Source organism: Nocardia sp. NPDC003963 (genome assembly GCF_053605105.1).
In genome coordinates this window covers 91,178-116,426 of sequence record NZ_JBSGIP010000011.1, presented here as the reverse complement: position 1 = coordinate 116,426, position 25,249 = coordinate 91,178, and the positions used below count along the sequence as shown (strand labels likewise).

Sequence of the window (25,249 nt, the reverse complement as noted above, 5' to 3'; positions counted from 1 at the left end):
AGGAAACACCCATGGGAAAACTGAACGACAAGATCGCCGTCGTCACCGGAGCCGGTCAGGGCATCGGACGCGGTATCGCGGAGAAACTCGCCGCCGAGGGGGCGACGGTCGTGGTCACCGATATCAACGAGCAGACCGCCGGCGAAACAGCGACCGCACTGGGCAACGGAGCAGTGGGTATCCGCGCCGATGTCACCGCACCGGATTCGGTCGATGCGATGGTGGCGCGGATCGTGGACCGCTTCGGCCGTATCGATGTGCTCGTCAACAACGCGGGTTGGGACAAGGCGAGCCCCTTCGTGGATTCCGAACGCGCCGACTGGGACCGGGTCATCCAGATCAATCTCTACGGCGTACTCAACACCACCAAGGCCGTACTGCCGATTATGGCCGCGCAGGGGTTCGGCTCGGTGGTCAATGTGGCCTCCGACGCCGGGCGGGTCGGCTCCTCCGGTGAGGCGGTGTACTCCGCGGCCAAGGGCGGAGTAATCGCGTTCACCAAGGCCATCGCTCGTGAGATGGCCCGGCACCAGGTGAACGCCAATGCCGTATGTCCCGGTCCGGCCGATACCGCGCTGTTCGCCTCGCTCGGTGGGGACAACCCGAAACTGCGCGAGGCGCTGACCAAATCCATTCCCTTCCGCCGGCTCGCGCAGCCGAGCGATCTGGCCAACGCGGTCGCGTTCCTGGCCTCATCCGAGGCCGACTACATCACCGGACAGACCGTCAGCGTCAGCGGCGGCCTCACCATGAGCTGATCCGGAGCCGGATATGTCTTTCGAATCGATCCTCAGCGACGAGCAGATCGAAACCCATACGCGCGACGGGTACTGGGTGGACCGCGTGATCACCGACTACCTCGACGATGCGGCCGAGCGTTTCCCGGACAAGACCGCCTTCGTCGATTCCCGCCGCCGCGTCACCTATGCCGAACTGCGGGACGAGGTGGACCGGTGCGCGCTCGGTCTGCTGGAACTGGGTGTGTGCCCCGGGGATGTGGTGTCCTTCCAGCTGCCCAACTGGATCGAATGGGTGGTGGTGCATTTCGCGGCCACCCGGATCGGTGCGGTCAGCAACCCGCTCATCCCGATCTACCGGGAGCGCGAGATCGGCTTCATGGTCGCGACAGCCCGGTCGAAGGTATTGGTGGTGCCGGAGACCTTCCGGGGCTTCGACTATCCGGCGATGATCGCGGCACTGCGGCCGGGCCGGCCCGAACTCGAACATGTGCTGGTGGTGGGCTCCTCCTGGGACGATTTCGCAGCCACCCCGTGGGAGCGGCGCCGCGATCGGGCCGAACTGGCCGCGCTGCGACCCGATCCCAACGCGGTGACCCTGCTGATCTTCACCTCGGGCACCACCGGGGAGCCGAAAGGGGTGATGCACACCCACAACACGGCGATCGCGGCCAACAACCCGCTGCCCGCCCGGCTCGGTATCACCGCGGACACGGTCTTCCACATGGCCTCGACCCTCGCCCATCTGACCGGCTTCCTCTACGGTGCCCGGCTGCCGGTACAGAACGCGGCGACCTGTGTCCTACAGGACGTCTGGGACGCGGGCAGGTTCGTGGAACTCGTCGCCGAACACCGGATCGGCTACACCTCCGCGGCCACGCCGTTCCTGCACGACCTGCTGGCCGCTCCGAATATCGCCGACCACGACTTGTCCTCGCTGACCCGCTTCTGCTGTATGGGTGCGCCGATACCCCGCGCGATCGTGCGCGAGGCGCGACGCCGTCTGCCCGGGCTGGTGGTGCTCGGTGGCTGGGGACAGAGCGAGGACGCGCTGGTCACCCTCGGTATACCCGGCGATCCGGAGGACCGGATCATCGAGACCGACGGCTACCCCTGGCCGGGCATGCGGCTGCGGGTCGTCGACGATGCCGGAGCTGTTCTGCCCGCGGGCACCGAGGGCAGATTGCAGGTGGCCGGACCGTTCCTGTTCGTCGGCTACGCGCACCGGCCCGAACTGAGCCGGCAGAGTTTCGACGGCGACTGGTTCGACACCGGTGACCTCGCGATCATCGATGCCGCGGGATATCTGCGCATCGCCGGGCGCACCAAGGATGTGATCATCCGCGGTGGCGAGAACATCCCGGTGGTCTATATCGAGAACGTGCTCTACGAGCATCCGGAGATCGAAGCGGTCGCGGTGATCGCGGTGCCCGATCCGCGCCTGCAGGAACGGGCCTGCGCGTGCGTGGTCCTGCGGGACGGCGCGCAGCCGCTGGACCTGGCCGCCCTGCGGACCTTCCTCGCCGCGAAGGGTGTGGCCAAACAGTACTGGCCCGAGCAGCTCGAGATTCTCGGCGAACTTCCGCGCACACCCAGCGGCAAGATCCAGAAATTCCAGTTACGTGAGCAGATCGGGGTGCCGGAGTGAGTGACATCAGTACCTACGAGACTCTGCTCGTCGACACAGCCGACAGCATCGCCACTGTGACGATAAACCGGGCCGAGGTCCGCAACGCGTTGAACCGGCAGGTGCAGCGGGATCTGCACGTCGCGCTGGAACGATTGCACGCCGACGATACGGTCGGCGCGGTGGTGTTCACCGGCGCCGGGGGCCGGGCCTTCGCCGCCGGTGCCGATATCGGGCAGTTGCGCGGATACGACCTGCGCACCGGCCTGGCCGCGCAGATGCAGCGGCTCTACGACGAGATCGAGGCGTTCGAGAAACCGACCATCGCCGCGGTGGCCGGCTACGCGCTGGGTGGGGGATGCGAGCTGGCGATGGCATGCGATATCCGGATCGCCGGTGAGAAGGCGGTGTTCGGGCTTCCGGAAACACAGCTGGCGGTGCTGCCCGGTGCGGGCGGCACCCAGCGGCTGGCCCGCCTGGTGGGCATCGGCCGGGCGATCGAAATGGTGCTCACGGGCCGGTCGGTGGACGCGATGGAGGCCGCCGAGATCGGCCTGGTCTCCGCCGTCGCCGTAGACCCGGTGGCCCGGGCCCGGGAAATCGCCCGGCAGGTACTGGTCCGCGGGCCGCTGGCCGTACGGCTGGCGAAGCTCGTGATCCGCACCGGGATGGATACCGACCAGCGCACCGGCCAGGTGGTCGAGCGGCTGGCCCAGGCACTGCTCTACACCAGCGGCGACAAAGCCGAGGGCGCGGCGGCTTTCCTGGAAAAGCGCCCACCGCGGTTCACCGGACAGTGAGGAGCCGAGGTTGAACACCGTCCACCGCATTCTCGTCGTCGGGGCCGGGGCCATGGGATCACAGATAGCCCTGGTCTGCGCGCTGGCCGGCCATCACGTGACACTGACCGATACCGATCCGGCCCGGCTGGACGCCGCGCGTGCCGAACTGGGCGAGCTTTCGGCCCGGCGCGTGCGCAAGGGGCGGCTGAGCGCAGCGGAAGCCGACGCTGCCCTGTCTCGCCTCGAAGCCGCCACGGATATCGAAAAATGCGCCACGGCAGCGGATTACGTCATCGAGGCGGTGGTGGAGAAACTGGAGGTCAAACGAGAACTGTTCGCGCTGCTGGACCGGGCCGCCCCCGTACACGCGATTCTCGCCAGCAACTCCTCCGGTTTCGTCCCGTCGCGCCTGGCCGCTGCCACCGGACGCCCCGACCGTTTCTGCAATCTGCACTTCTTCAACCCGGCACTGGTCATGACCTGCGTGGAGGTGGTACCCGGGCCGCGTACCTCCGCCGCGACGGTGGCCACCACGGTGGCGCTGGCCGAAAGCCTCGGCAAGACACCGGTCGTCCTGGACCGGGAGATCCCCGGCTTCATCGCCAACCGCATCCTCAACGCGGTACGGGACGAGGCCATCGCCGTGCTGGAGGCCGGGGCGGCTCCGGTCGAGGCGATCGATACCGCCTGCCGGACCGCGCTGGGCTATCCGATGGGCCCGTTCGAACTGATGGACCTCACCGGGATCGATATCGGCTACTACACGAAGCAGGCGCGCTTCGCCGAGACCGGTGATCCCCGGGACGCACCGAGCCGCAGCGTCGAGATCCTCGTCGCCCGCGGTGAGCTGGGCCGCAAAACCGGTGCCGGTTGGTACACCTACGCCGCCGACGGCAGCGCAACCGCCCGCCCTCGACCCCTGGAGATCTGATGGAGCTCTTCGAGACACCCGAACAACAGCAGTTCCGCGACTACGCACGTGGCTTCCTGGACAAGGAGGTGGTATCGCGACGGCTGGAATGGGACCGTGCCGAATCCGTGGACCTCGGCATCGTCGCGAAGCTCGGGGAGATGGGCTTCTTCGGCCTCACCATCCCCGAGCAGTACGGGGGCCTGGGCGGTGACTACCGCACCTACTGCATCGGTATGGAGGAACTCGGTCGCGCGGACTCCGCGGTGCGCGGAATCGTCTCGGTATCCATGGGTCTGGTGGGTAAGGTGATCCTCTCGCACGGCACCGAGGAACAGAAGCAGCGGTGGCTGCCGGGTCTCGCCACCGGTGCGATCCTGGCCTGCTTCGGGCTCACCGAACCGAATACCGGTTCGGACGCGGGCAATCTGGAGACCCGCGCGGTCCGCGACGGTGACGACTATGTGCTCAACGGGCAGAAGATGTTCATCACCAATGCCACCTGGGCCGATCTGTGCCTGGTCTTCGCGCGTACCGGTGCGGCCGGGCCCAAGGGCGTGAGCGCCTTCCTGGTGCCCACCGACACCCCGGGATTCGAGCGCCGCGAGATCAAGGGCAAGCTCGGGTTGCGCGGCCAGGCCACCGGTGAGATCTATCTGAGCGATGTCCGGGTACCCGGCGCGGCGATGCTGGGTGTCGCGGGCGAAGGTTTCGGGATCGCCATGAAGTCGCTGGACAAGGGCCGGATCTCGGTCGGTGCCGGCTGCGTCGGGATCGTGACGGGCTGTCTGGAAGCCGTGGTCGAGTACGCCGGCCGGCGAGAGCAGTTCGGCCGGCCACTGGCCGGGTTCCAGCTGATCCAGGACATGATCGCCGATATCTCCGTCGAACTCGACGCGGCCCGCATGCTCGTCTGGCGGGCGGCCGATCTCGTCGAGGCGGGCGAGCCGTTCGGTATCGCGGCGTCCAAGGCCAAGTACTACGCCAGCGAGGCGGCGGTGCGCGCCGCCAACAGTGCCATCCAGATCTTCGGCGGCTACGGCTATATCGACGAATACCCGGTGCAGAAGTATCTGCGCGACGCCCGCGTGATGACCCTCTACGAGGGCACCAGCCAGATCCAGAAACTTCTCATCGGCCGGGCCGAGACCGGTATCAGCGCCTTCGTCTGAAACCCGGCCCGGCACCGCACGAAAGGACAATCCATGGTCACCCCACAGTCACCTCTGGCCCTGTTCGGTATCGAGGAGATGATCGGCGCGGACGAACGTGCCATCCGCGACACAGTGCGCGCATTCACCGCCGAGCGGCTGCGGCCCCACCTGGCCGAATGGTTCGACAACGCCACCCTCCCGGCCCGCGAACTGGCCCGCGAACTCGGTAGAGTCGGCGTGCTCGGAATGCATCTCGAGGGCTACGGGTGCGCCGGTACCAGCGCTACCGCCTACGGTCTGGCCTGTCTGGAACTGGAGGCCGCCGATTCGGGCCTGCGCAGCCTGGTCTCGGTCCAGGGATCGCTCGCGATGTTCGCGATCCGGCGGTGGGGTTCGGCGGAACAGAAGCAGCAGTGGCTGCCACCGATGGCCGCGGGGGAGGCCATCGGCTGTTTCGGGCTCACCGAACCGGATTTCGGGTCCGACCCCGGCGGTATGCGCACCCACGCCCGCCGCGACGGCGACGACTGGGTGCTCAACGGGACGAAGATGTGGATCACCAACGGGTCGATCGCCGATGTGGCGGTGGTATGGGCGCAGACCGACGACAAGATCAGGGGATTCGTCGTGCCGACCGATACCCCGGGATTCTCGGCGCCGGAGATCACCCGCAAGCTTTCGCTGCGTGCCTCGGTGACCAGCGAACTGGTCCTCGACGAGGTCCGGCTACCCGCGGACGCGGTGCTCCCGGCGGCCCGCGGGCTGTCCGGGCCGCTGTCCTGCCTGAACGAGGCCCGCTTCGGCATCGTATTCGGCGCACTCGGTGCGGCCCGCGACTGTCTGGAGACCACCATCGCCTATACCGGCCAGCGCCGGATCTTCGGGAAACCGCTCGCCGGTTATCAGGCCACCCAGCTCAAACTCGCCGATATGACCCTCGAACTGGGTAAAGGCATGCTGCTCGCGCTGCGACTGGGCGCGCTGAAGGACGCGCATCGGTTGCGGCCGGAACAGGTCAGCGTGGGCAAACTGAACAGCGTGCGCGAAGCGCTGGCCATCGCCCGGGAATGCCGGACCCTGCTGGGCGCCAACGGGATCAGCCTCGAGTATCCGGTGCTGCGGCACGCGGCCAATCTCGAATCGGTGCTCACCTACGAGGGCACCTCGGAGGTGCACCAGTTCATCGTCGGCCAGGCGGTGACCGGGGAACCGGCTTTCCGTTGAGGCTGCTCCGGCACTGCGAGTGTCCGGTCCGTCAATAAACCCGGCGCGTCCGTAAGGAGGCTGTCAGGACCCATCGGTGCAGGTCCGGCCCGGAAATAGCGTGCGGTGTGGGCATTTTCGGTTTCACTTGGGCCGACGGTGGCGCATTCGCCGGGGGCGCGCTCGGAGCGGCATTCCTCGGTCCGCCCGGGGCGATGCTCGGCTCGGCCGCCGGTTCCTTCGTCGGCGCCGCCTGGGGTGACGACAAGGAGACGGGCGCCGCGCTGGAAGAGGCGCTCGTCGCCGGAATCGGTGCCGCGGGTGGCGCCTGGGCGACGAATCTCGCGGGCGCGCTGCTGAAGGACGGGGTCGCGGCGGCGACCAGAACCCTGTCCGCCGGGACCGCGCGGCGGGCGGACCGGATCGCGGCGCGAACACTGTTGCCGTGGAATGCGCGCGGCGGCGGGCCGATCGCCGCGCTGGGCGGCGCCTTCGGCGGATACGAAGTATCGGTGCAGGCCCGGCTGCCGGTGCGGATCGAGACCACCGATATCGGCAACGGGGGTTGCCCCGCGCAGCTCGCGAGCCTGCGGATGCCGGCGGATCTCACCGGGCCGGTCGGTGCGATGTACCGCGAACTACCTGCCTACCTCTGTGATGTGTGGCGGAGTTTCGGAACAGGTCCGCGGCAGGCACCTCCCGCACCGCGCGTCCCCGCGATGCCGGGTGGCGCCGAGCCGTCCGGCATCGCCGAATACGCGGCGAAAGTGCGACGGCTCGACACGATGACGGCCGGTTTCGCCCAACTGGACGCCCGGGCCGTGGCATTGATCGCCGACGGTACCGGCCGGATCACCGCGGAGGGGCGTACGGCGGTCGGATCGCTCGTCGACACGGTCAACCGCCGGGCCGCCGAGACACCACCGCCGGGTACCTCCGCGCCGATCCACGCACTGGATCTGCTGAACGAAGCCTTCGAACGTGGCCGGGAGATCCTGAGCCAGGCGGTCACCGCCGGTGATCGGGTGGCCGGGCAGGTCCGGGGGCTCACCGATGAAGTCGCCTCCCTTCGCGAGCAGCTCTACGCGCACCGGACGCGACCCGCGCCCGAAGGAGAGCCGCCGGCACCTCCCGTGCCCGCACCTCCGCCGACAGCAGTGCCGGGGTCGTACTGTCCAACGCCCCCGGCCGGGCCACCCCACTCGCGACCGGACGGCATCCGGAGCGGCGCCCGGGAAAGCGCCGCCGCGGATTCGGCCGCCGACCAGCGTCGCCCGGCGCCGGAACCCCCGCCTGCGACAGGAAGCGGTGGGGTAGTGGACGCTGCGCCGGGACCGTGCCCGACCCCGTGGAGTCGGTCGGCGGAGTCCGGTCAGGTCACCGCCTCCCACGCCGCCGGCAAGGTCTTGTACGTAACCCCCATCAACCGTTGCACCGTCCCTTACTCGGCAGGATAGCCACATGAACCAGGAGACAGCCCGGCAAGGCGCCGACCTGCTGGCGGCCGACATCGAATCGGCCCTCGGCCTCGAAGTCCACATCGACGAAACGATTCCCGAGCGTCTCCTGAGGCAGCCCTCCCCTCCGGGATGGTGGATCGAATTCACCATCCCGGAACTGGACGTCCTCGTCGGTTGCACCCCCGACGAGAACACCCCCAGCGGCAAGGCTTACGACATCGTCCGCCGCATCCACGACGACATCCTCACGCGCTCCGGGAAGATCTGGCCCGCCGACCCCGACGGGGGAGACCAGCCACTGCTGCCCACCACCACGGGATGGCAGGGATCGGGCAGCTCGATACCCTACGGGCAGGTCGAGACCGCGAAGGATCCCGACCCGACTCTCGACGGTGTGGTCCGATGGTGGCTCCCGCACAGCTACGACGGCCTCATCGCCAGCCGCTCCGGCGACATCTGGTTCTCCCTCTGGCAATACAAAGGTGACGAACAAGCCATCACCGCAGGCATGCCCGTGACCTGGGAAATCGGCGAAGGACAACACGGAAAATACCGCAAGGCAAGCGAAGCTCGACCCGCCCAGGAATAGTCCCACGGACGGACAGAGCAGTCGGCGGGGTTCACCTTGGCTGTGCTGATGTTCTGCCGCAGGACCCGCCAGTTCAGCCGGGCGGGTCCTGCGGCGTAGGACACCGTTGCGGGTGGTTACTCGGGACCGTGTCCTTGGATCGCGCGTGGCAGGGTGCGGTGGAGTGCATTCCCCGTAGCGTTCGTACCCGCCGGGCACTGGCCGGGTTCCGGGTCGGCTGCCTGTCATATGCGGCCCGCGGGCGAATCGGTGCACGAGCCCGGAATATCCGCACCGGACGAGCGACTCGCGGTCGTGTATCCGCAGCTTCTGCTCATGTCCGCGCGGTGCTCCGGAGAGCGCGGTCGCGGTATCCGGCCAGCGATGATCGCGCTGCCGTGACCCCGCACAGCCGCCGTGACCCTGCGGCTGCTGCGACCCCGCATCCGCTGTGCCCCTGCAGCCGCCGCGGCCCTACAGCTGCCGGGACCAGTTCTGCCCGACCAGCTCCCGGCCGAAGCTGCGATGGTGGTGTTCGTCGTCCAATTCGAATCCGGTGGCGCGGTAGATCCGGCGCGCGGAGGCGAGCACACTGTTGGTCCAGAGGGTGATCCGCTGGTAGCCGGTGGTGCGCGCGAAATCCAGGCACGTCGTGACCAGCCGTTCGCCCAGGCCGTGGCCGCGCGCTTTCGGATGTACCAGCAGAATTCGTAATTTCGCGGTGTCGTCCGTGTCGCCGCGGGCGCAGAGCACACACCCGACCCGTTCGCCGTCGAGGGTTGCGATCCAGGCCGCCTCACGGGTGGGGTCGTGCTCGGTGGCGTATCCGGCGACGATCTCGGCGACCAGCGCTTCGAAGGTGGTGTCCCAGCCGAACTCCGCGGCGTAGAGCTCGCCGTGGGCCTGCACCACCCAGCCCAGATCGCCCGGCTGTCCGAGCGGGCGGATCGCCGGACCGCGCTCCGCCTCGCCGTCTGTCCCGGTCATGATGTTCCTTCCGCTGTGGCACCCGCACTGAAACGACTGTTTCAGTGGTGTCAGAATGCATGTATGGCGGACTCGGACGCAACCCCCTCGGCGCGGCAGGCCGAACTGCTCGAAGCGGCCTACCGGTATGTGCTCACCCACGGGCTGGGCGAGATGTCGCTGCGCCCGCTCGCGACGGCGATCGGGACCAGCCCGCGGGTCCTGCTCTACCTGTTCGGCAGTAAGGAATCGCTGGTGCGCGCACTGCTCGCCCGGGCCCGGACCGAGGAATTGGACCTGCTGGCCGAGGTCGAAGCGTCTGCTCCCGGCACGACCGGGAATCGGCTGCCCCGGGCCGCGACCCTGCTGTGGGACTGGTTGGCCGAACCCGCCCGCCGAGGTCTGCTCACCCTCTGGTTGGAGGGTTATGTGCGGTCGCTGGTCGAGCCGGCGGGGCCGTGGGCCGAATTCGCCCGGGAAACCGTCGAGGACTGGCTGGCGGTATTGGCCGCCGCCCAGCCCTCCGAGATCCGGGACAGCGCCGACGCACGCGCCGAGCGCACCCGGGTGCTGGCGTTACTGCGCGGTGCGCTCATCGACCTGCTCGCGACCGGTGATGCCGAGCGCGTGGCCGCAGCGGTCCGACGCGAGTTCGGTGACCCGGCGGCCCACGTGGGCGATCCGGTCAGCGTGGACCGATGAGCAGGGTCTGAGTGCTGCGGCCCAGCGGGCCTTTCTCGTCGAAGAGCGCGGATTCGGCCAGGCCGATACCGTGCGGTTGCGGGTGGGTGACCGCGTCGAGGCAGACCCATTCGCCCACCGGCTGCCGGTGCAGGGTGACGGTCAGATCGGTATTGATGAACAGATAGCGGTCCCAGTCGAGTACCGCGCTCACGCCGTTACCGGAATCGGCGGCGGCGAGCGTGCGTTCCAGCGGGCTGGGCGTGGTACCGGCGACGATCGGGTATTTCAGCCGGATCCAGCACACCGCGGGGCCCGGTTCGCCGAACGACCCGGTGACGTACCGGTATTCGATACCGGTGTGGAACCCCACCGATTGTGTGGAGGGGAACGGTTCCGGGGCCGGCGTCCGGTCGGGGCCCGGCCGCGTACCGGTCGGCAGGAGATGTTCGGGGATCTCCAGTTCGGGGTCGGCGAGTTTGAAACGCCACGCGTTCGCCCGCATCACCGGACCGCGTTCGGTCGAGAGGGTCGCTTCGACGAGTTCCACACTGCGTCCCGGCCGCACCAGGCGGGCCCGCGCGGTCAGCGGTGCGAGGGGGACCGGGCCGAGGATCTCGACGGCGACCCGGCCGATCTGGAAGCCCGGCCGCGGTTCGCACCGCTCGATCACATGGCCGAGCAGGGCCGACGGCGGTCCGGCGTGCTGGGCGTCGGGTGACCAGGGGCCGCGCGTGAGTTCGGTGGAGACGAACCGTTCGGGGTCCGCCGGATCGGGCAGGTAGAAAGCCTCGTTCACATCGTTGTCCGTTCATCCGGTCGGCGGTCGCGCCGTCTGTTCTCCCGATCCGACCGTACCGCCGGGGCCGGAAGGTCCCGCGTTCGTATCCCGCCGGTACGCCCCCGCCCGGGCTGACGAGTGCATGCTTGCATGCAAGCTTGTATCTATTGGATAGAGTGGACCGCGTGCAAACATCGCCATCGCCGTATCCGGGCGAAACGTCCGGGCAGAGTGCCGCGGACCGGGCCTATCGGCTCACCAAGGAACTGGTGCTGTCCGGAGAACTCCCGGGCGGCCACCTCTTCAGCGAGACCGAGATCGCCGGGCGGCTGGGTCTGAGCCGGACGCCCGTGCGGGAGGCGTTCGTCCGGTTACAGGCCGAGGAACTGCTGACGCTGGTACCGAAACGCGGTGCCATCGTGGCGCCCGTGCCGCCGGGTGAAGCGGCGGATGTACTGGATGCCCGGGAAGCCGTCGAAACCGCGGCGCTGCGCCGCCTGCTCCGCACCCCCGAGCGGATTCCCGCCGTCGCCGCCGCGTTGCGCGACGCACTCGATGTCCAGCGTGGATCCGCCGAACACGGTGATCTGAACGCTTTCGCCGAGGCGGACGAACTCTTCCACCGCACCCTGGTCTCGGCCGGCGGGAATGCACTGCTGATCCGCTTCTACACCGGGCTGGCCGACCGGCAGCGCCGGATGAACGTGGCCGCCCTGGGCCCGGTGCCCGACCTCATTCCGGTGGTGCTGCGGCAGCACGAGGAATTGATCGCCATCATCGAATCGGGTGACGAAGCCGCTTTCGCCGCCGCCCTGCGAGCACATCTGGACGGGACCCACCGGCGATGAGACCGGGTTCGTGGCATGCGGCGGTGGCGGCGATCTTCGTCTGCGCCTGGGGCGGTAACCAGTTCACCCCACTGCTGGTGATGTACCGCGAGGCCGGCTGGTCCGCGCTCGTGGTGAACGCGCTGCTGGGCGCCTACGTCCTCGGCCTGGTGCCGGGCCTGCTGCTGAGCGGGGCGCTGTCCGCGCGGTTCGGGCGCCGCCCGGTGGCGGTCGCGGGGGTGGCGGCCTCGCTGGTCGCGAGCCTGCTACTGGCCGCCGGAGTGTTCGGTGTCGGCTGGATCGTGGCCGGCCGGTTGATCACCGGATTCGGGGTCGCGGTGGCGATGGCGGTCGGCACCACCTGGGTCACCGAACTCGCTGTCCGCGCGGGTCACGGCCCGGCATCCGGTGCCCGGCGCGCCGCGCTCTGGCTGACGCTCGGGTTCGGTTTCGGCGCGGGCGTAGCCGGGGTGCTCGCCCAGTGGGGTCCGGCGCCGATGGTGTTGCCCTATCTCGTGCACGCGTTGCTCGCGGCCGCGGTACTCCCGATGCTGATGCGCGTGCCCGAGACTCTCGCCGCCGGAACCGGGACCGGCGGGCGGTTCTCCGGCCTGCGGCATCCGCGGTTCCGCCGGGTGATCGCGCCGATGGCTCCGTGGATCTTCGGTTCGGCCGGGGTGGCGTACGCGATCATGCCGCAGCTCGTCGGCGACCGGGTCGGGCAGTGGGGACTGCTGTATTCGACCGTCATCACCGTCGCCACCCTCGCCGTCGGTGTGCTGGTCCAGCCGCTCGCCAAACGGCTGGACCGGATCAGCAGCGCGCGGGCCGTGGTGGTGGCCATGTCGGTCATGCCGGCCGGGTTGGTGGTCAGTGCGCTCGCCGCGATCGTCCGGTCACCGGTCCTGGCGATGTTCGCGGCTCTCTCGCTGGGCTGTGCGTACGGGATCGCGCTGGTCTCGGGCCTGCTCGAACTGCAACGGCTGGCCGCGCCGGCGGAACTGGCCGCGCTCACCGGGGCCTACTACGCGCTGGCCTATCTGGGGTTCCTGCTGCCGTCGCTGTTGAGCCTGCTGAGCCCCGCCGCCGGCTATCCGGTACTGCTCGGCGGGCTGGTGCTGCTCGCGCTCACGGGAACCGCGGTGATAGTCCGGCATTCTCGTGCACACCTGCCCAGCCCGCCGGCCGCGGAGAAGCAGCTGGTAGCGGCCGGTTGATCATCTCCGCGACTGCGACTGCGACTGCGACTGCGACTGCGACTGCGACTGCGGATCGAGGATCGGGGGAGACCGGCGCGCAGGGGCGGAACGTAATTCGGGTGCGGCGGACGGTTCGGTGCGCGGGGCGGTCCGGTCGTAGCGCGCGGTTCAGGTGCGCGGGGCGGGGATATCGCGGACCGAGAAGCGGTAGTCGGCCTGCCGGAGCAGTTCGTCCGGATCGTCGGTGGGCGGATAGATCCACCACTCGTTCACCTTGCGCTTACGCTCCTTGGCGACCTCGCCGGTCGCGACCACGTGCCGGTCCCAGCCGTTGGTGAAGAGCGCTCCCGCCGAACCCAGGTCGAGGCAGGTCACATAGGGCACCGGCGCGAACGGTACGCCCGGGAGACCGAGCAGGTCGGCGGCGGCGTTGTGGCCCGCGAACTTGCCGAGTTGCAAGGCGTGCTGGCAGCACTGCAGCACCGGATGTCCCGGTTCGGCTCGCGCCGCCGCGGTATCACCGGCGGCATAGACACCGGGTGCGCCGAGCACCCGCAACTGTTCGTCCACCGCCGACCGGCCCAGTCGGTCGCGGTCGGCGGGGAGATCGGCGGTGAGCGGGCTCGCTTGTATCCCGGCGGTCCAGACGATCGTGCGCGCCGGGATACGGGACCCGTCGGACAGGGTGATCCCGCCGGGTTCGACCCCGGCCGCGCTCACCCCCAGCCGTTGTTCCACGCCGAGTGCCGCCAGGGCCTCGAGGATCTGTGGCCGGGGTCCGGGGCCGAGTTCGGGACCGATCGTGGCTGCCCGCTCCACCAATACGACCCGGACCCGTTCGTCCGGATCCTTGTTCGCGGCGAGCGCGCCGAGCCGGTCCACCAGTTCGGTCGCGATCTCCAGCCCGGTGAAGCCCGCTCCGACGACCACGGCCGTGAAGCGGCCCGCGCCGGGTGGCAGATCCGGGAGGCGGTGCAGATGCGCGTCCAGCGCCGCGGCGGCCGGGAGGGTGTCCACATCGTGGAGCAGTTCGGCACCTGGTAGGACGGGCCGGACCAGCCGGCTTCCCGTCGCGAGAATCAGCCGGTCCCAGGTGATCTCCCGGGTTTCGCCGTCTCGTCCGATGACGGTCACCTGCCGGCGACCGGTATCGATCGCGGTGGCGGTGCCCGCGATCCGATGTACCCCGACCGGTCCCAGGATCCGGTCCAGCGATACCCGCATGCGGTCGGGCCCGGCCTGGTACAGGCGAGGCCGGATCACCAGATCGTCGCCGGGGTCGATCACTGTGACACGCTGGTCGCGTCCCGCCGCACGGGCGAGCCGGACCGCGCTCGCCGCGCTCCATACTCCGGCGAAGCCACCGCCCAGCACCACGATTCCGGACATGCCGGCCACCTCGGATTCCTGTCGTTCGGGATACCGAATACTTCTGCTGAAGAGCTGCGGGGTCCGGGAGCCGAGATCCGGCGCCGGTTTCCACCCGTGGGATCAGGGGCTCGCGAATCCGAGCCGGGTTCGCTCCGCCGCGGCGGCCGGGGCTTCGGCGGCGAGGTCTGCGACGGTCTGCGCGGCGAGTTCGCGCCGCCAGGCCGATTCCGCGCGGCGCATGGCCAACGAGATCCCGCACGGCCGGGTGAATTCCGCGCCGGTGGTGCGGCCGCTGCCGCCGCGCTGCCGGATCTCGGTGCAGCGGAACGGGTCCACGCCGCCCTCGACGGCGGTGACCACATCGAGCAGGGTGATCTGTTCCGGTGGCCGGGCCAGGCCGAAGCCGCCGCGTATGCCCGGGGTGGAGGTGAGGATCCCGGCGCGGACGAGCGTCTGCAGGCGCTTCTTCAGGTACTCCACCGGCAGATCGAACCAGGCGGCCAGCCGGGCGATCGGTACCGGCCACCGGTCGTCGAGCCAGGTCAGCGTGACGCAGCAGTGCAGGCTCCACTCGACGCCTTCACCCATTTTCATAAATAGGGATACTAACTATCCCTATTTATGGGATGCAAGGGTGCCCGGGTGGACCTGCCGAGATCGTTGCTCCCGAACACGACACCGCCCGGGTCGCCCCGGGCGGTGTGACGGTTCAGCGGTTCAGCGGCTCAGCGCGGGCCGTTTGCTGTCGAACGTCCAGCCGGGGATCAGGTACTGCATGGTCGCGGCGTCATTGCGCTCACCGAGTCCTTCGCGCTGGTAGAGCTCATGGGCGGCGGCGACCCGCTCCTCGTCGAGTTCGATACCGAGACCGGGCCGTTGCGGGAGGGCCAGTTCGCCGTCGACTATTCGGTACGGGTCGCGGGTGAGGCGCTGGCCGTCCTGCCAGATCCAGTGCGTATCGATCGCGGTGATCTCACCGGGTGCGGCCGCGGCCACCTGGGTGAACATGGCCAGCGAGACGTCGAAATGGTTGTTGGAGTGCGAACCCCAGGTCAAACCCCAGGCGTCGCACAGTTGGGCGACCCGCACCGATCCCGCCATCGTCCAGAAATGCGGATCGGCCAGCGGAATGTCGACGGCTCCGGTGCGGACGGTATGCCCGAGTTCGCGCCAATCGGTGGCGATCATATTGGTCGCTGTCGGCAGGCCGGTGGCCCGTTTGAACTCGGCCATCACCTCCCGGCCGGAGAACGACCCCTCCGGCCCGACCGGGTCCTCGGCGTAGGCGAGGACATCGGTGAGTTCCCGGCACAGCGGTATCGCTTCGCGTAGCAGCCAGCCGCCGTTGGGATCGAGCGTGATCCGGGCGTCGGGGAATTCCGCGGCGAGCGCGCGTACCGCGGCGGCTTCCTCGGGCCCCGGCAGTACACCGCCCTTCAGTTTGAAATCGCGGAATCCGTAGCGCTGCCGGGCGGCCCGGGCCAGGGCCACCACGGCGTCCGGGGTGAGGGCCTCCTCGTGGCGCAGGCGCATCCACTCGTCGGCGTCCGCCGGCTCGTCCGCGCCGCTCCGGTAGGGGAGGTCGGTACGCGAGCGGTCACCGACGAAGAAGAGATAGCCGAGCACCGGAACCCGGTCCCGCTGCACACCCTCGCCGAGCAGGGCGGCTACCGGGACCTCCAGATGCTGCCCGAGCAGGTCGAGCAGCGCCGATTCGACCGCCGTCACCGCGTGCACCGTGACCCGCAGATCGAAGGTCTGGTTTCCCCGCCCGCCCTCGTCGCGGGCGGCGAAGGCGCGCCGGATATCGGCGAGAACGGCGTGGTACTCGCCGATACCGCGCCCGATCACCAGCTCTCGTGCCTCGTCCAGGGTGGCCCGGATCCGCTCGCCACCGGGCACCTCGCCGACCCCGGTGCGTCCGTCGGAATCGGTCAGGATCACCAGGTTGCGGGTGAAGTAGGGGGCGTGCGCGCCGCTCAGGTTGAGCAGCATGCTGTCGTGGCCGGCGATGGGGACGACGCGCATCCCGGTGACGCGAGGCGTGCGGGTGGTCATGAACTCTTCTCCAGGGTGGTGACTGTGGCGGTGCCGGTCGGCGGGAGCGACCGGGTATCGGGGGTTCCGGGTTCGGTCGCGAGCGGGGCGGCGCCCGTCTGTCCACCGGTCCTGCGGATCAGCAGGACCGAGGCCGCGGCCAGGACGGAGGCGGCGGCGAGCGCGTACAGACCCCAGGTGACCTCGCCGGTGGCCGATTTGATCAGGCCGAATCCGTAGGGCGCCACGAATCCGCCGAGGTTGCCGAGCGAGTTGATGATGGCGATCGCGGGTGCCAGGACCAGCGGATGCAGGCCGGACTGCGGGATCGACCAGAACAGCGGGCTGGCGCTCTTGAATCCCATGGCGGCGAGGCACAGGAACACCAGGGCGAGCCACGGTGAGGCGATGGCGGCGAGATAGGTGCCGACCGCCGCGGTGAGCAGCGCGATGATCAGCAGCGGGCGGCGATTACCGGTCCGGTCACCGATCCGCGCCGAGGCGTACATGGCGCCCACCGCGCAGATCCAGGGCAGCGAGGAGAGCAGGCCGACGGTGATATCGCTGAGGCCGTCGATCCGGCGGATGATCGAGGGCAGCCAGAACGTGTTCGCGTAGATCGACAACTGGATGGCGAAATAGATCCAGCAGAAGAGCATCAGTTTCGGATCGAGCAGCATCCGCCAGCGGGACCCTCGATGCGCGACGCCGGAATTGGCGGCCTTATCGATCTCCTCGGCGGAAATGGTGTCGACGAGCGCTTTCTTCTCACCGGCGGTCAGCCATTTCGCGTCCTCGATACGGGAGTCGAGGAATGCGTAGGCGATGATGCCGACGATCACCGAGACAGTTCCCTCGATACCGAACATCCATTGCCAGCCGTGCAGTCCCAGGGCGTCGTCGAGGGAGAGCAGCGGACCCGACAGCGGTCCGGATATCGCCGCGGCGACCGAGGAGCCCGCGACGAACAGCGCGGTGGCGCGGCCGCGATGACTGTTGGGCAACCATTTGGCCAGGTAGAAGATGACCGCCGGGAAGAATCCGGCCTCGGCCGCGCCGAGCAGGAAGCGCAGCACGTAGAACATGGTGGCGTTCTGCACGAACATCATGGCGGCCGAGACCAGGCCCCAGCTGACCATGATGCGGGTGAGCCAGATCCGGGCCCCGTATTTCTCCATCATCACATTGCTCGGCAATTCGAACAGCGCGTAGGCGATGAAGAAGACACCGGCGCCGAAGCCGTAGGCGGCCGCGCCGATACCGACGTCGGCCTCGAGATATTCGCGGGCGTAGCCGATATTGGAGCGGTTGATCTGGTTGCAGATCAACATGAAGATGAACAGCGGTACGACGCGTCGAAAGAACTTCGACACAGCGGCTTCCAGCTCCGCCGTCGGCTGTCGAGTGAACGGCATTGTCCACTCCTTTCGGTCGAACCACCACCGCGCTGTGCAGTGCCGTGGGAAGAGGGCCGAGTCCGGTGACTCGCCTCACAGCACCGAATGTAAAGACCTCGGGTTATTCCGGTCCAACACTAATTACGGATGAATGGATACCGGAAAGGTATCGGAGGTGGCGGGCATTGCCGCATCGGCCCCCAATGCCGCCATCAATCGGGTGAAGGCGGGGTTCTCGTTGCCCTGGCGCCACACCAGATCCAGCTCCACCTGCGTATCGACGCCCGCCAGCGGCCGGTACACCACATGATCGAAGCGCATACCGGTGGCCGATTCGGGCACCAGCGCCACGCCCCAGCCCAGGTTGACCAGCGCCAGGATGCTGTGGATCTGGGTCATGTACTGGGTGATCACCGGGATCACGGCCGCCGCGTGCAGGACGGTGGTGATCAGATCGTGGAAGTAGCGCGCCTCGACCGGCGCGTGCATCACCATATCGACCCCGTGTAGCGCGCCGACCGGTACCGGGCCCTCGTCCGCCGCCAGCGGATGATCGCCGGGCAGGGCCGCGATCAGTCCCTCGCGCACGAAGGTGCGCGTGGTGAGGTCCGGTCGCGCGATCGGCGGGCGCACCATTCCGAGATCGAGTGCGCCCTCCGACAGCGCCTCCACCTGGTCCATCGTCACCATTTCGCGTAACTCCACATCGACATCGGGCAGTGCCGCCCGGGTCGCGGCGAGAACTCGCGGTAATCCCGAGTGCACGCTCGCCCCGGTGAACCCCAGGCGCAGCACTCCGCCGGTCCCGGCCGAGACCCGGCGCACCGCGAGAGTGGCCCGCTCGGCCTGCTGTAACAGGCGGCGGGCGTCGAGGAGGAAGGCGCGCCCGGCCCGGGTGAGCTTCACGGTGCGATTGGAGCGGTCGAACAGCTCCGCCCCCACCTCTTTCTCGAGCAGCTGGATCTGCCGGCTCAGCGGCGGCTGCGTCATACGCAAGCGTTCGGCCGCCCGGCCGAAGTGCAACTCCTCGGCCACGGCGACGAAATGGGTGAGCTGGACAAAAGTGAACATACGATACCGACCTTGTATTGATAGATATGTAATCAGTGTTGGACGTGAATCATAGGGGGTTCCTAGGGTGAGGTCAGCAGGTCACCCCCGAACAGGAGCGCACCCCATGTCCACTGACACTCCCCAGGAAGTCGCCCGGAAGCTGGGCTCCGGCCTTCTCTCCTTCCCGGTGACCCATCTGCGCGCCGACGGTTCCTTCGACGAGGCCGCCTACCGGGACAACATCGCCTGGCTCGGCCAGTACGACGCATCCGGTCTGTTCGCCGCCGGCGGTACGGGTGAGTTCTTCTCGCTCACCCCGGCCGAGGTCGAACAGGTCGTCACCGCCGCGGTCCAAGAGGCCCCGGACGGGTTGCCGGTGATCGCCCCCGCCGGATACGGCACCGCCACCGCGGTCGAGATGGCACGCGCCGCCGAGCGCGCCGGTGCCGCCGGCATTCTGCTGCTGCCGCCCTACCTCACCGAGGCCAGCCAGGAGGGCCTGGTGGAGCATGTGCGCCAGGTCTGCGCGGCCACCGATCTCGGCGTCATCATCTACTCGCGCGCCAATGCCGCCTACTCCGAATCCGCGGTCGCCGAACTCGCCGACCGCTGCCCCAACCTGGTCGGGTTCAAGGACGGTATCGGCAATATCGAACAGATGACCCGGATCTACGCCGGGGTCGGCGACCGCCTCACCTATGTCGGTGGCCTGCCCACCGCGGAGATGTTCGCCCTGCCCTATCTGGCGCTGGGCGTGACCACCTACTCCTCGGCGATCTACAACTTCGTCCCCGAATTCGCGCTCGACTTCTACCGGGCGCTGCGCCGGGGTGACAACGCGTTCGTCCTGAACGCGTTGAACGAGTTCGTGATCCCGTACTGCGATCTGCGCAACCGCAAGCCCGGCTACGCGGTGAGCATCATCAAGGCCGGTATGAAGGTCATCGGCCGCCCGGCGGGTCCGGTGCGCAGCCCGCTGACCGATCTCGACGAGACCGAGATCGCCGAACTGGCCGACCTCGTGAAGAAGGTGAGCTGATGACCAGCACCGAAACCGACCGTCTGACCGGCGCCAACCTGCTGGGTACCACCGAGATTCCGGGCACCGACCGAGCGTTCCGGGCGGTGAACCCGGCGACCGGTGTCACCCTCGAACCGGAGTACCGCGCGGCCGACGCCGCCACCGTCGCCCGTGCCGCGGCCGCGGCCTGGGCCGCCTTCGCCGAGTATCGCGCCACCGATTTCACCCGACGTGCCGCGTTCCTGGACAGTATCGCCACCGAGATCGAGAATCTGGGCGAGACACTGGCCCAGCGGGCGATCGCCGAATCCAGTCTGCCCGAAGCGCGTATCCGCGGCGAGATCGGCCGCACCACCGGCCAACTGCGCCTGTTCGCAGATGTGGTGCGGGAGGGTAGCTGGACCGGTGCCCGGCTCGACCGGCCCGATCCGTCGCGCACCCCACTGCCGAAACCCGATCTGCGCCAGCGCCGTATCCCGGTGGGGCCGGTGGCGGTGTTCGCCGCGAGCAACTTCCCGCTGGCCTTCTCCGTCGCGGGCGGCGATACCGCCTCCGCGCTGGCGGCGGGTGCGCCGGTGGTCGTCAAGGCACATCCGTCGCATCCGGGTACCTCCGAACTGGTGGCCCGCGCAGTTCTCGCGGCGGTACGGGCCCACGGTCTGCCCGAAGGGACTTTCGCGCTGATACACGGCGGTGTGGAGACGGGTCTCGCCCTGGTGCGCGATCCGCATATCCGCGCGGTGGGTTTCACCGGCTCCCGGCAGGGCGGCCTGGCGCTGGCCGCGGCCGCCGCGGCGCGGCCGGTACCGATTCCGGTGTTCGCCGAAATGTCCAGTGTCAACCCGGTGTTCGTACTTCCGGGTGCGCTGGCCGAACACGGTGCGCGCCTCGGTGCCGAATTCGTGGGCTCGCTCACCACCGGCGTCGGTCAGCTGTGCACCAGCCCCGGGCTGGTCCTCCTGGCCGACGGACCGGGCGCCGACGATTTCGTGGCGGCCGCCACCGCGGCGATCGGTTCCGCCGCCGGTGCACCGATGCTCAACAAGGCGATCGCCGCCTCGTTCACCGCCGGTGTCGAGCGCCTGAGCGGCATCGACGGGGTACAGCTGGCCGGGACCGGTACCGCCGGCACCACGAGCTGCTCCGGTGACCCCCATCTGTTCGTCACCACCGCCGCACGTTTCCGCGCCGACCGTGCGCTCCAGGACGAGGTGTTCGGCCCGAGCTCGATCATCGTGCGGGCCGCGGATGCCGAGGAACTGATCGCCCTGGCCGGTGAACTGGAGGGACAGTTGACCGCCACGGTGCACGCCGCCGCCACCGATCTGGAGACCGCCCGTCCGCTGCTGGCGGAGCTCGAGCTGATCGCGGGCCGGGTGCTGTTCGACGGTTGGCCCACGGGCGTCGAGGTCGGTCACGCCGTGGTGCACGGCGGGCCCTTCCCGGCGACCACCGCACCCGCCACCACCTCGGTGGGAACCCTTGCCATCGAACGTTTCCTGCGTCCCGTGAGCTATCAGAACGTGCCGGAGGAACTACTGGCCGCGGAGATCCGCACCGCGAATCCGCTCGGTATCCGGCGCCGGGTGGACGGGGAGAGCACGCGCGACTGATCGGTCGCCGACGGCTGTCGGTCCGGAGCATGGTTCCCAGGCCGATCTCCTCGGCGGGATACCGGCCGATACCGACTTCTCGCATTCCCGCCCGAGACCGCCCGGCGAGAGCCGTATCTCGACCGGCTCTATCGCGGTGACTGACGATCGCGGGAGCAGATCGCGGCCGAAGGTATCCGGCCGCGGAGTGAGCTGGCGGACTCGACGCATTCGTGGGTGGCCTCCGACGGGCCGGGCGCCGACGACTGGGTCTGCCTGTCGAAGGATCCGGCGGTGGCCGCTCGTTTCCCACTCCGCAGCTCCCGATGGCCGCGCCCGCCGGAGGACGAGGTGCATGTCGTCCGAGACATAACCGGTACCGTCGACAAGACGGGGGAGAGCCGGGTCAGTTTCGACGAGGGACTCGTCGTCGCCCTCGACGGTATCCCGGTGGACAAGATCGAGGGCACTTCGATCGATCGGAACGACTCGCACGCGGGAATCGAACCCAATCCGGATTTCCGGCCGCGCGAGTCGACTCCGATCAGGCCGCCCCGCGCGGATACGGGCTGGGACAACGTATATCGCGAACCGGCCTGACCGCCGGCATCGGCCGGTCGGCCGCCGGATCACTCGAAAGCGGTCGCCCGCCCTACCTTCTCCCATTCGACGACCTCGGCGCGGACCGCGTCGAGGTGGGCGAGCAGGGCATCCACGGAGTCCTCGCCCAGCGGCAGGCGCAGCGGCGGATGTTCGGCGGCCAGTGCGGTACGGATCGCGGCCGCGGCTTTCGCGGGGTCACCGGGCTGCGTGCCGTCGCCGTTCTCGACCATCCGCCGGGTGACGCCCGCCGTTTCCCCGTACACCTCGTTCTCGGTGCTGAAATAGGCGGCGCCGGCCCCGAACAGCCCGGTGCGGAAGGCGCCCGGTTCCACCACCAGCACCCGGATCCCGAAGGGCGCGACCTCCTCGGCCAGTGCCTCGGAGAAGCCCTCCAGTGCGAATTTGGTGGCGCTGTAGGCGGAGAAGCCGGCGAAGGACAGCTGCCCGCCGACACTGCTCATCATGACGATCGCCCCGGATCCCCGGGCGCGCATCTGCGGCAGCACGGCGCGGGTCAGCGCGGCGGGCCCGAAGAAATGCAGATCGAACAGGTCGCGCAGTTCGCGGTCGGTGGTCTCCTCGGCCGCGCCGACCTGGGTGCGGCCCGCATTGTCGACCAGGACATCGATCCGGCCGTAGCGGGCGATGGTATCGGCGATCACCGCGTCGATCCGCTCGGTATCGGTGACATCCAGCGCCAACGCTTCGATCCGGTCCGGGTGGGCGGTGACGAGATCGTCGAGGGCGGCGGTGCGGCGGACCACCGCGATCACGGTATCGCCGGCGTCGATCGCGGCCGTGGTGATCGCGCGGCCGAAGCCGCTGCTCGCGCCGGTCACCAGCCAGATCTTCGGGTTGCGCACTGTGTCTCCTCGTTTCGGCGGTACTGAGAACAATCGTGTGGCTCCGGCCCGGGCCGCGGCTTGCTCCCGGCGGTACGGGCCCGTTTCACGGCCGCTCATCCCGCCGCCCGGCCCGTGCTGCGTCAGATCGGCTGGGTCGACCCGACCGCCGGCCTGGCCGACGAGTCCGCCGATGTGGCGTTCGTCTGGCTGCCGCTCGCCGACGCGGGCCGGTACGAATGGGTGGTGGTGGCGCGGGAGCCCCGGGTGGTCGCCCTGCCCGAATCGCATCCGCTCGCCGGGCGCGACAGCGTGGATTCCACCGATCTGCTCGACGAACCGTTCCTAGCGTTGCCCGAATCGGCGCGGGCGCTGCGGGATTATTTTCTCGCGGTCGGTGAGCGCGGCGGCCGCGCCCCGATCATCGGCGGTGAGATATCGAGTACCGAGGAAACCTATGAATCGGTGCGGGCCGGCGACGGGGTGGTACTGCTGGCGGCGGGTAACGCGCCGCTGGTCGCGCACGAGGGAGTGGTGGTGCGACCGGTGCGCGGGGTGAGCCCGAGTGAACTGGCGCTGGCCTGGCGGCGAGCGGATAACCGTCCGCTGGTGCGCGGCTACGTCGAAGCCTGCCGGACCGCGCTGGCCGGTATGTCCGGGTCTGCCGGATCGCTCCCGGAATCAAAGTAGAACGTGTTATAGTTTTTGCGGTTTGCGAGCCCCGTGGGCGGTTCACGGGCCGCGGCGCCATGTGGCGGTGCCCGCGGCCCGTGGCCGTGCCGGAGCCGGTCGATTTTCGCTGGGCCACTGCTACGGGCCGGCCCGAAAGGCAGACGAATGAACACTGAACCGCACGTCGACGACACCGCCCTGCTGCACCGTGAGCCGCTGGCGGTGGATCTGCTGGGCAAAGCTCTCGAGCGTTATGCCGACCGCACCGCGGTCCATATCGACGACGCGACTCTGACCTACCGCGACGTGCGCGATCAGATCAGCCGTTTCGCCCAGGCGCTCGCCGCGGCGGGGCTCGGCGTGGGCTCGCCGGTGGCAGTGCTCTCCGCCAATCGCCCGGAGGTGATCTTCGCCCAGGGCGCCAACAATGTGAACGGGTCGCGGGCCATGGCGCTACATCCCATGGGTTCGCTCGACGATCACGCCTACGTCCTCGAGGACGCGGGCGTGGAAACCCTGATCTACGATCCGGCCGGTTTCGACGAGCGTGCCGCGCAGTTGCGCGAGAAGGTACCCGGGCTGCGGAACCTGTTCTCGTTCGGCCCGTCCGAGGTGGGGACCGACCTCATCGAACTGGCCACCGGTTTCACCCCGGAGCGGGTGCGCGGACCGCAGGTCGACCCGAACGCCACCATGAGCCTCGCCTACACCGGCGGCACCACCGGTAAGCCCAAGGGCGTGGAGATGAGCTTTCGCGGCAGCACCACCATGCTGCGTATCCAGATGACCGAATGGGAATGGCCCGACGAGGTCCGGTTCCTGGTGTGCACCCCGCTCAGTCACGCCGGTGCCGCGTTCTGGGGTCCCACCGCGCAGCAGGGCGGGTCCATCGTGGTGCTGCCGTACTTCCACCCGGCCAAGGTGCTCGAGGCGATCGAGAAGTACAAGATCACCGCGACCATGCTGGTGCCCACCATGCTCTACGCTCTGCTGGACAGCCCGGACCTGGACAAGTACGACCTGTCCAGCCTGCAGACCGTGTTCTACGGCGCCTCCGCGATCTCCCCGACCCGGCTGGCCGAGGCGATCGAGAAGTTCGGCCCCATCTTCTTCCAGTTCTACGGCCAGGCCGAGAGCCCGATGACCATCTCGGTACTGCGCCGGGGCGACCACGACCTGAACAAGCCCGAACGCCTGGCCAGCTGTGGCCGGCCGGTGCCGTGGTTGTCGGTGGCCCTGCTCGACGAGAAGGGCAACGAGGTGCCCCAGGGCGAGCCCGGGGAAGTGTGCGTCCGCGGACCGCTGGTGATGAACGGGTATCTGAACAAACCCGAACAGACCGCGGAAGCCACCGAATTCGGCTGGCTGCACACCGGGGATATCGCCCGGCAGGACGAGGAGGGTTTCCTCTACATCGTCGACCGCAAGAAGGACATGATCGTGTCCGGCGGATTCAACGTGTATCCCCGTGAGGTCGAGGATGTGCTGTCGGCGCATCCGGCGGTGAGCGCGGCGGCCGTGATCGGCGTCCCGGACGAGAAATGGGGCGAGGCGGTCAAGGCGGTGGTCGTGCTGCGTAACGGACAGAGCGTGGCCGTCGAGGAACTGCAGGCGCTCGTGAAGGATCGCAAGGGCGCGGTGTACACGCCGAAGACGGTCGATTTCGCGGAGAGCATTCCGGTCAGCCCGCTGGGTAAACCGGATAAGAAGGCGCTGCGTGCCCAGTACTGGGGCGAGGGCCGGCAGGTCAACTGAGAGCGGTGGGC

General features: G+C 68.8%; 23 protein-coding genes and 1 pseudogene. 16 read left to right on the top strand and 8 right to left on the bottom strand.

Translation table 11 applies throughout. From position 1 onward, the window contains the following. Positions 1-11 precede the first annotated feature (11 nt). The 8 genes from ACWEWT_RS20120 to ACWEWT_RS20085 all read left to right on the top strand — a co-directional run bounded on the left by ACWEWT_RS20120 (position 12) and on the right by ACWEWT_RS20085 (position 8,462). Positions 12-758, top strand: a complete 747-nt coding sequence (locus tag ACWEWT_RS20120) for an SDR family NAD(P)-dependent oxidoreductase (RefSeq protein WP_452560933.1) — start codon at positions 12-14, stop codon at positions 756-758. Positions 759-771: 13 nt separating this feature from the next. Further along, positions 772-2,385, top strand: a complete 1,614-nt coding sequence (locus tag ACWEWT_RS20115) for an AMP-binding protein (protein ID WP_452560931.1) — start codon at positions 772-774, stop codon at positions 2,383-2,385. Beyond that, positions 2,382-3,164, top strand: a complete 783-nt coding sequence (locus ACWEWT_RS20110; RefSeq protein ID WP_452560929.1) for an enoyl-CoA hydratase/isomerase family protein — start codon at positions 2,382-2,384, stop codon at positions 3,162-3,164. Before ACWEWT_RS20115 ends, ACWEWT_RS20110 begins: the two co-directional genes overlap by 4 nt. A gap of 10 nt (positions 3,165-3,174) precedes the next feature. Then, entirely contained in the window at positions 3,175-4,077 is a 903-nt protein-coding gene (locus ACWEWT_RS20105) for a 3-hydroxyacyl-CoA dehydrogenase family protein (RefSeq protein ID WP_452560927.1), read from the top strand. Continuing rightward, complete coding sequence (locus ACWEWT_RS20100) at positions 4,077-5,228, top strand: acyl-CoA dehydrogenase family protein (RefSeq protein WP_452560925.1); 1,152 nt, start codon at positions 4,077-4,079, stop codon at positions 5,226-5,228. The genes ACWEWT_RS20105 and ACWEWT_RS20100 overlap by 1 nt, the downstream gene beginning before the upstream one ends. 33 nt (positions 5,229-5,261) lie before the next feature. Then, entirely contained in the window at positions 5,262-6,434 is a 1,173-nt protein-coding gene (locus ACWEWT_RS20095; RefSeq protein ID WP_452560923.1) for an acyl-CoA dehydrogenase family protein, read from the top strand. 107 nt (positions 6,435-6,541) lie between these two features. Beyond that, positions 6,542-7,870: a hypothetical protein gene (locus tag ACWEWT_RS20090; RefSeq protein WP_452560921.1), complete on the top strand. Its 1,329-nt coding sequence runs from the start codon at positions 6,542-6,544 to the stop codon at positions 7,868-7,870. A 4-nt stretch (positions 7,871-7,874) separates the two neighbouring features. Further along, on the top strand, positions 7,875-8,462 hold the full coding sequence (locus ACWEWT_RS20085) for a hypothetical protein (protein ID WP_452560919.1): 588 nt from the start codon (positions 7,875-7,877) through the stop codon (positions 8,460-8,462). A 453-nt stretch (positions 8,463-8,915) separates the two neighbouring features. On the opposite strand, the gene ACWEWT_RS20080 is transcribed toward ACWEWT_RS20085, so the two are convergent. Continuing rightward, positions 8,916-9,428, bottom strand: a complete 513-nt coding sequence (locus ACWEWT_RS20080) for a GNAT family N-acetyltransferase (protein ID WP_452560917.1) — start codon at positions 9,426-9,428, stop codon at positions 8,916-8,918. 63 nt (positions 9,429-9,491) lie between these two features. Between ACWEWT_RS20080 and ACWEWT_RS20075 the strand changes: the two genes are divergently transcribed. After that, positions 9,492-10,109, top strand: a complete 618-nt coding sequence (locus ACWEWT_RS20075) for a TetR family transcriptional regulator (RefSeq protein WP_452560915.1) — start codon at positions 9,492-9,494, stop codon at positions 10,107-10,109. Here ACWEWT_RS20075 and ACWEWT_RS20070 read toward each other — a convergent pair. Continuing rightward, complete coding sequence (locus ACWEWT_RS20070; RefSeq protein ID WP_452560913.1) at positions 10,093-10,887, bottom strand: thioesterase family protein; 795 nt, start codon at positions 10,885-10,887, stop codon at positions 10,093-10,095. The genes ACWEWT_RS20075 and ACWEWT_RS20070 overlap by 17 nt on opposite strands. A gap of 167 nt (positions 10,888-11,054) precedes the next feature. Between ACWEWT_RS20070 and ACWEWT_RS20065 the strand changes: the two genes are divergently transcribed. After that, positions 11,055-11,717: a GntR family transcriptional regulator gene (locus tag ACWEWT_RS20065; protein WP_452560911.1), complete on the top strand. Its 663-nt coding sequence runs from the start codon at positions 11,055-11,057 to the stop codon at positions 11,715-11,717. After that, a complete protein-coding gene (locus ACWEWT_RS20060) occupies positions 11,714-12,913 on the top strand; it encodes an MFS transporter (protein WP_452560910.1) in 1,200 nt (399 codons plus the stop codon). Before ACWEWT_RS20065 ends, ACWEWT_RS20060 begins: the two co-directional genes overlap by 4 nt. A 150-nt stretch (positions 12,914-13,063) precedes the next feature. Here ACWEWT_RS20060 and ACWEWT_RS20055 read toward each other — a convergent pair whose 3' ends face one another. From ACWEWT_RS20055 to ACWEWT_RS20035, 5 genes are all read right to left on the bottom strand, one after another. Next, positions 13,064-14,284, bottom strand: a complete 1,221-nt coding sequence (locus ACWEWT_RS20055) for an NAD(P)/FAD-dependent oxidoreductase (protein WP_452560908.1) — start codon at positions 14,282-14,284, stop codon at positions 13,064-13,066. A 102-nt stretch (positions 14,285-14,386) separates the two neighbouring features. Continuing rightward, positions 14,387-14,860: an RrF2 family transcriptional regulator gene (locus ACWEWT_RS20050; RefSeq protein WP_452560907.1), complete on the bottom strand. Its 474-nt coding sequence runs from the start codon at positions 14,858-14,860 to the stop codon at positions 14,387-14,389. Between the two features lie 123 nt (positions 14,861-14,983). Beyond that, a complete protein-coding gene (gene gudD, locus ACWEWT_RS20045; protein ID WP_452560905.1) occupies positions 14,984-16,324 on the bottom strand; it encodes a glucarate dehydratase in 1,341 nt (446 codons plus the stop codon). After that, positions 16,321-17,718: an MFS transporter gene (locus tag ACWEWT_RS20040; RefSeq protein ID WP_452560903.1), complete on the bottom strand. Its 1,398-nt coding sequence runs from the start codon at positions 17,716-17,718 to the stop codon at positions 16,321-16,323. The genes gudD and ACWEWT_RS20040 overlap by 4 nt, the downstream gene beginning before the upstream one ends. A 123-nt stretch (positions 17,719-17,841) precedes the next feature. Beyond that, on the bottom strand, positions 17,842-18,771 hold the full coding sequence (locus tag ACWEWT_RS20035) for a LysR substrate-binding domain-containing protein (protein ID WP_452560901.1): 930 nt from the start codon (positions 18,769-18,771) through the stop codon (positions 17,842-17,844). A 106-nt stretch (positions 18,772-18,877) separates the two neighbouring features. Between ACWEWT_RS20035 and kdgD the strand changes: the two genes are divergently transcribed. The 3 genes from kdgD (at position 18,878) to ACWEWT_RS20020 (ending at position 21,966) form a co-directional block, all read left to right on the top strand. Then, the gene (gene kdgD, locus ACWEWT_RS20030) at positions 18,878-19,792 is read left to right on the top strand and encodes a 5-dehydro-4-deoxyglucarate dehydratase (RefSeq protein ID WP_452560900.1); all 915 of its coding nucleotides are present in this window, start codon (positions 18,878-18,880) and stop codon (positions 19,790-19,792) included. Next, positions 19,792-21,387 (top strand): aldehyde dehydrogenase (NADP(+)), encoded by a 1,596-nt coding sequence (locus tag ACWEWT_RS20025; RefSeq protein ID WP_452560899.1) that lies wholly within the window; start codon positions 19,792-19,794, stop codon positions 21,385-21,387. The genes kdgD and ACWEWT_RS20025 overlap by 1 nt, the downstream gene beginning before the upstream one ends. Before the next feature lie 216 nt (positions 21,388-21,603). Continuing rightward, positions 21,604-21,966 carry a hypothetical protein gene (locus ACWEWT_RS20020; protein WP_452560897.1) on the top strand — a complete coding sequence of 121 codons (363 nt, stop codon included), beginning with the start codon at positions 21,604-21,606 and terminating at the stop codon, positions 21,964-21,966. 29 nt (positions 21,967-21,995) lie between these two features. On the opposite strand, the gene ACWEWT_RS20015 is transcribed toward ACWEWT_RS20020, so the two are convergent. Next, on the bottom strand, positions 21,996-22,832 hold the full coding sequence (locus tag ACWEWT_RS20015) for an oxidoreductase (protein WP_452560895.1): 837 nt from the start codon (positions 22,830-22,832) through the stop codon (positions 21,996-21,998). 51 nt (positions 22,833-22,883) lie between these two features. Between ACWEWT_RS20015 and ACWEWT_RS20010 the strand changes: the two are divergent. Further along, positions 22,884-23,501: pseudogene (locus tag ACWEWT_RS20010) on the top strand (LysR family substrate-binding domain-containing protein); the annotation flags it as partial. 147 nt (positions 23,502-23,648) lie between these two features. Beyond that, positions 23,649-25,238: an AMP-binding protein gene (locus tag ACWEWT_RS20005; protein ID WP_452560893.1), complete on the top strand. Its 1,590-nt coding sequence runs from the start codon at positions 23,649-23,651 to the stop codon at positions 25,236-25,238. Positions 25,239-25,249 lie beyond the last annotated feature (11 nt).

What these genes read in the sequence shown, in the direction of transcription:
- ACWEWT_RS20120 (WP_452560933.1), top strand. Translation starts at nt 12, where the DNA reads ATGGGAAAACTGAACGACAAGATCGCCGTCGTCACCGGAGCCGGTCAG.
- ACWEWT_RS20115 (WP_452560931.1), top strand. Translation starts at nt 772, where the DNA reads ATGTCTTTCGAATCGATCCTCAGCGACGAGCAGATCGAAACCCATACG.
- gudD (WP_452560905.1), bottom strand. Translation starts at nt 16,324, where the DNA reads ATGACCACCCGCACGCCTCGCGTCACCGGGATGCGCGTCGTCCCCATC.
- ACWEWT_RS20095 (WP_452560923.1), top strand. Translation starts at nt 5,262, where the DNA reads ATGGTCACCCCACAGTCACCTCTGGCCCTGTTCGGTATCGAGGAGATG.
- ACWEWT_RS20025 (WP_452560899.1), top strand. Translation starts at nt 19,792, where the DNA reads ATGACCAGCACCGAAACCGACCGTCTGACCGGCGCCAACCTGCTGGGT.
- ACWEWT_RS20040 (WP_452560903.1), bottom strand. Translation starts at nt 17,718, where the DNA reads ATGCCGTTCACTCGACAGCCGACGGCGGAGCTGGAAGCCGCTGTGTCG.
- ACWEWT_RS20085 (WP_452560919.1), top strand. Translation starts at nt 7,875, where the DNA reads ATGAACCAGGAGACAGCCCGGCAAGGCGCCGACCTGCTGGCGGCCGAC.
- ACWEWT_RS20100 (WP_452560925.1), top strand. Translation starts at nt 4,077, where the DNA reads ATGGAGCTCTTCGAGACACCCGAACAACAGCAGTTCCGCGACTACGCA.
- ACWEWT_RS20005 (WP_452560893.1), top strand. Translation starts at nt 23,649, where the DNA reads ATGAACACTGAACCGCACGTCGACGACACCGCCCTGCTGCACCGTGAG.
- ACWEWT_RS20075 (WP_452560915.1), top strand. Translation starts at nt 9,492, where the DNA reads ATGGCGGACTCGGACGCAACCCCCTCGGCGCGGCAGGCCGAACTGCTC.
- ACWEWT_RS20060 (WP_452560910.1), top strand. Translation starts at nt 11,714, where the DNA reads ATGAGACCGGGTTCGTGGCATGCGGCGGTGGCGGCGATCTTCGTCTGC.
- ACWEWT_RS20080 (WP_452560917.1), bottom strand. Translation starts at nt 9,428, where the DNA reads ATGACCGGGACAGACGGCGAGGCGGAGCGCGGTCCGGCGATCCGCCCG.
- ACWEWT_RS20050 (WP_452560907.1), bottom strand. Translation starts at nt 14,860, where the DNA reads ATGAAAATGGGTGAAGGCGTCGAGTGGAGCCTGCACTGCTGCGTCACG.
- kdgD (WP_452560900.1), top strand. Translation starts at nt 18,878, where the DNA reads ATGTCCACTGACACTCCCCAGGAAGTCGCCCGGAAGCTGGGCTCCGGC.
- ACWEWT_RS20035 (WP_452560901.1), bottom strand. Translation starts at nt 18,771, where the DNA reads ATGTTCACTTTTGTCCAGCTCACCCATTTCGTCGCCGTGGCCGAGGAG.
- ACWEWT_RS20055 (WP_452560908.1), bottom strand. Translation starts at nt 14,284, where the DNA reads ATGTCCGGAATCGTGGTGCTGGGCGGTGGCTTCGCCGGAGTATGGAGC.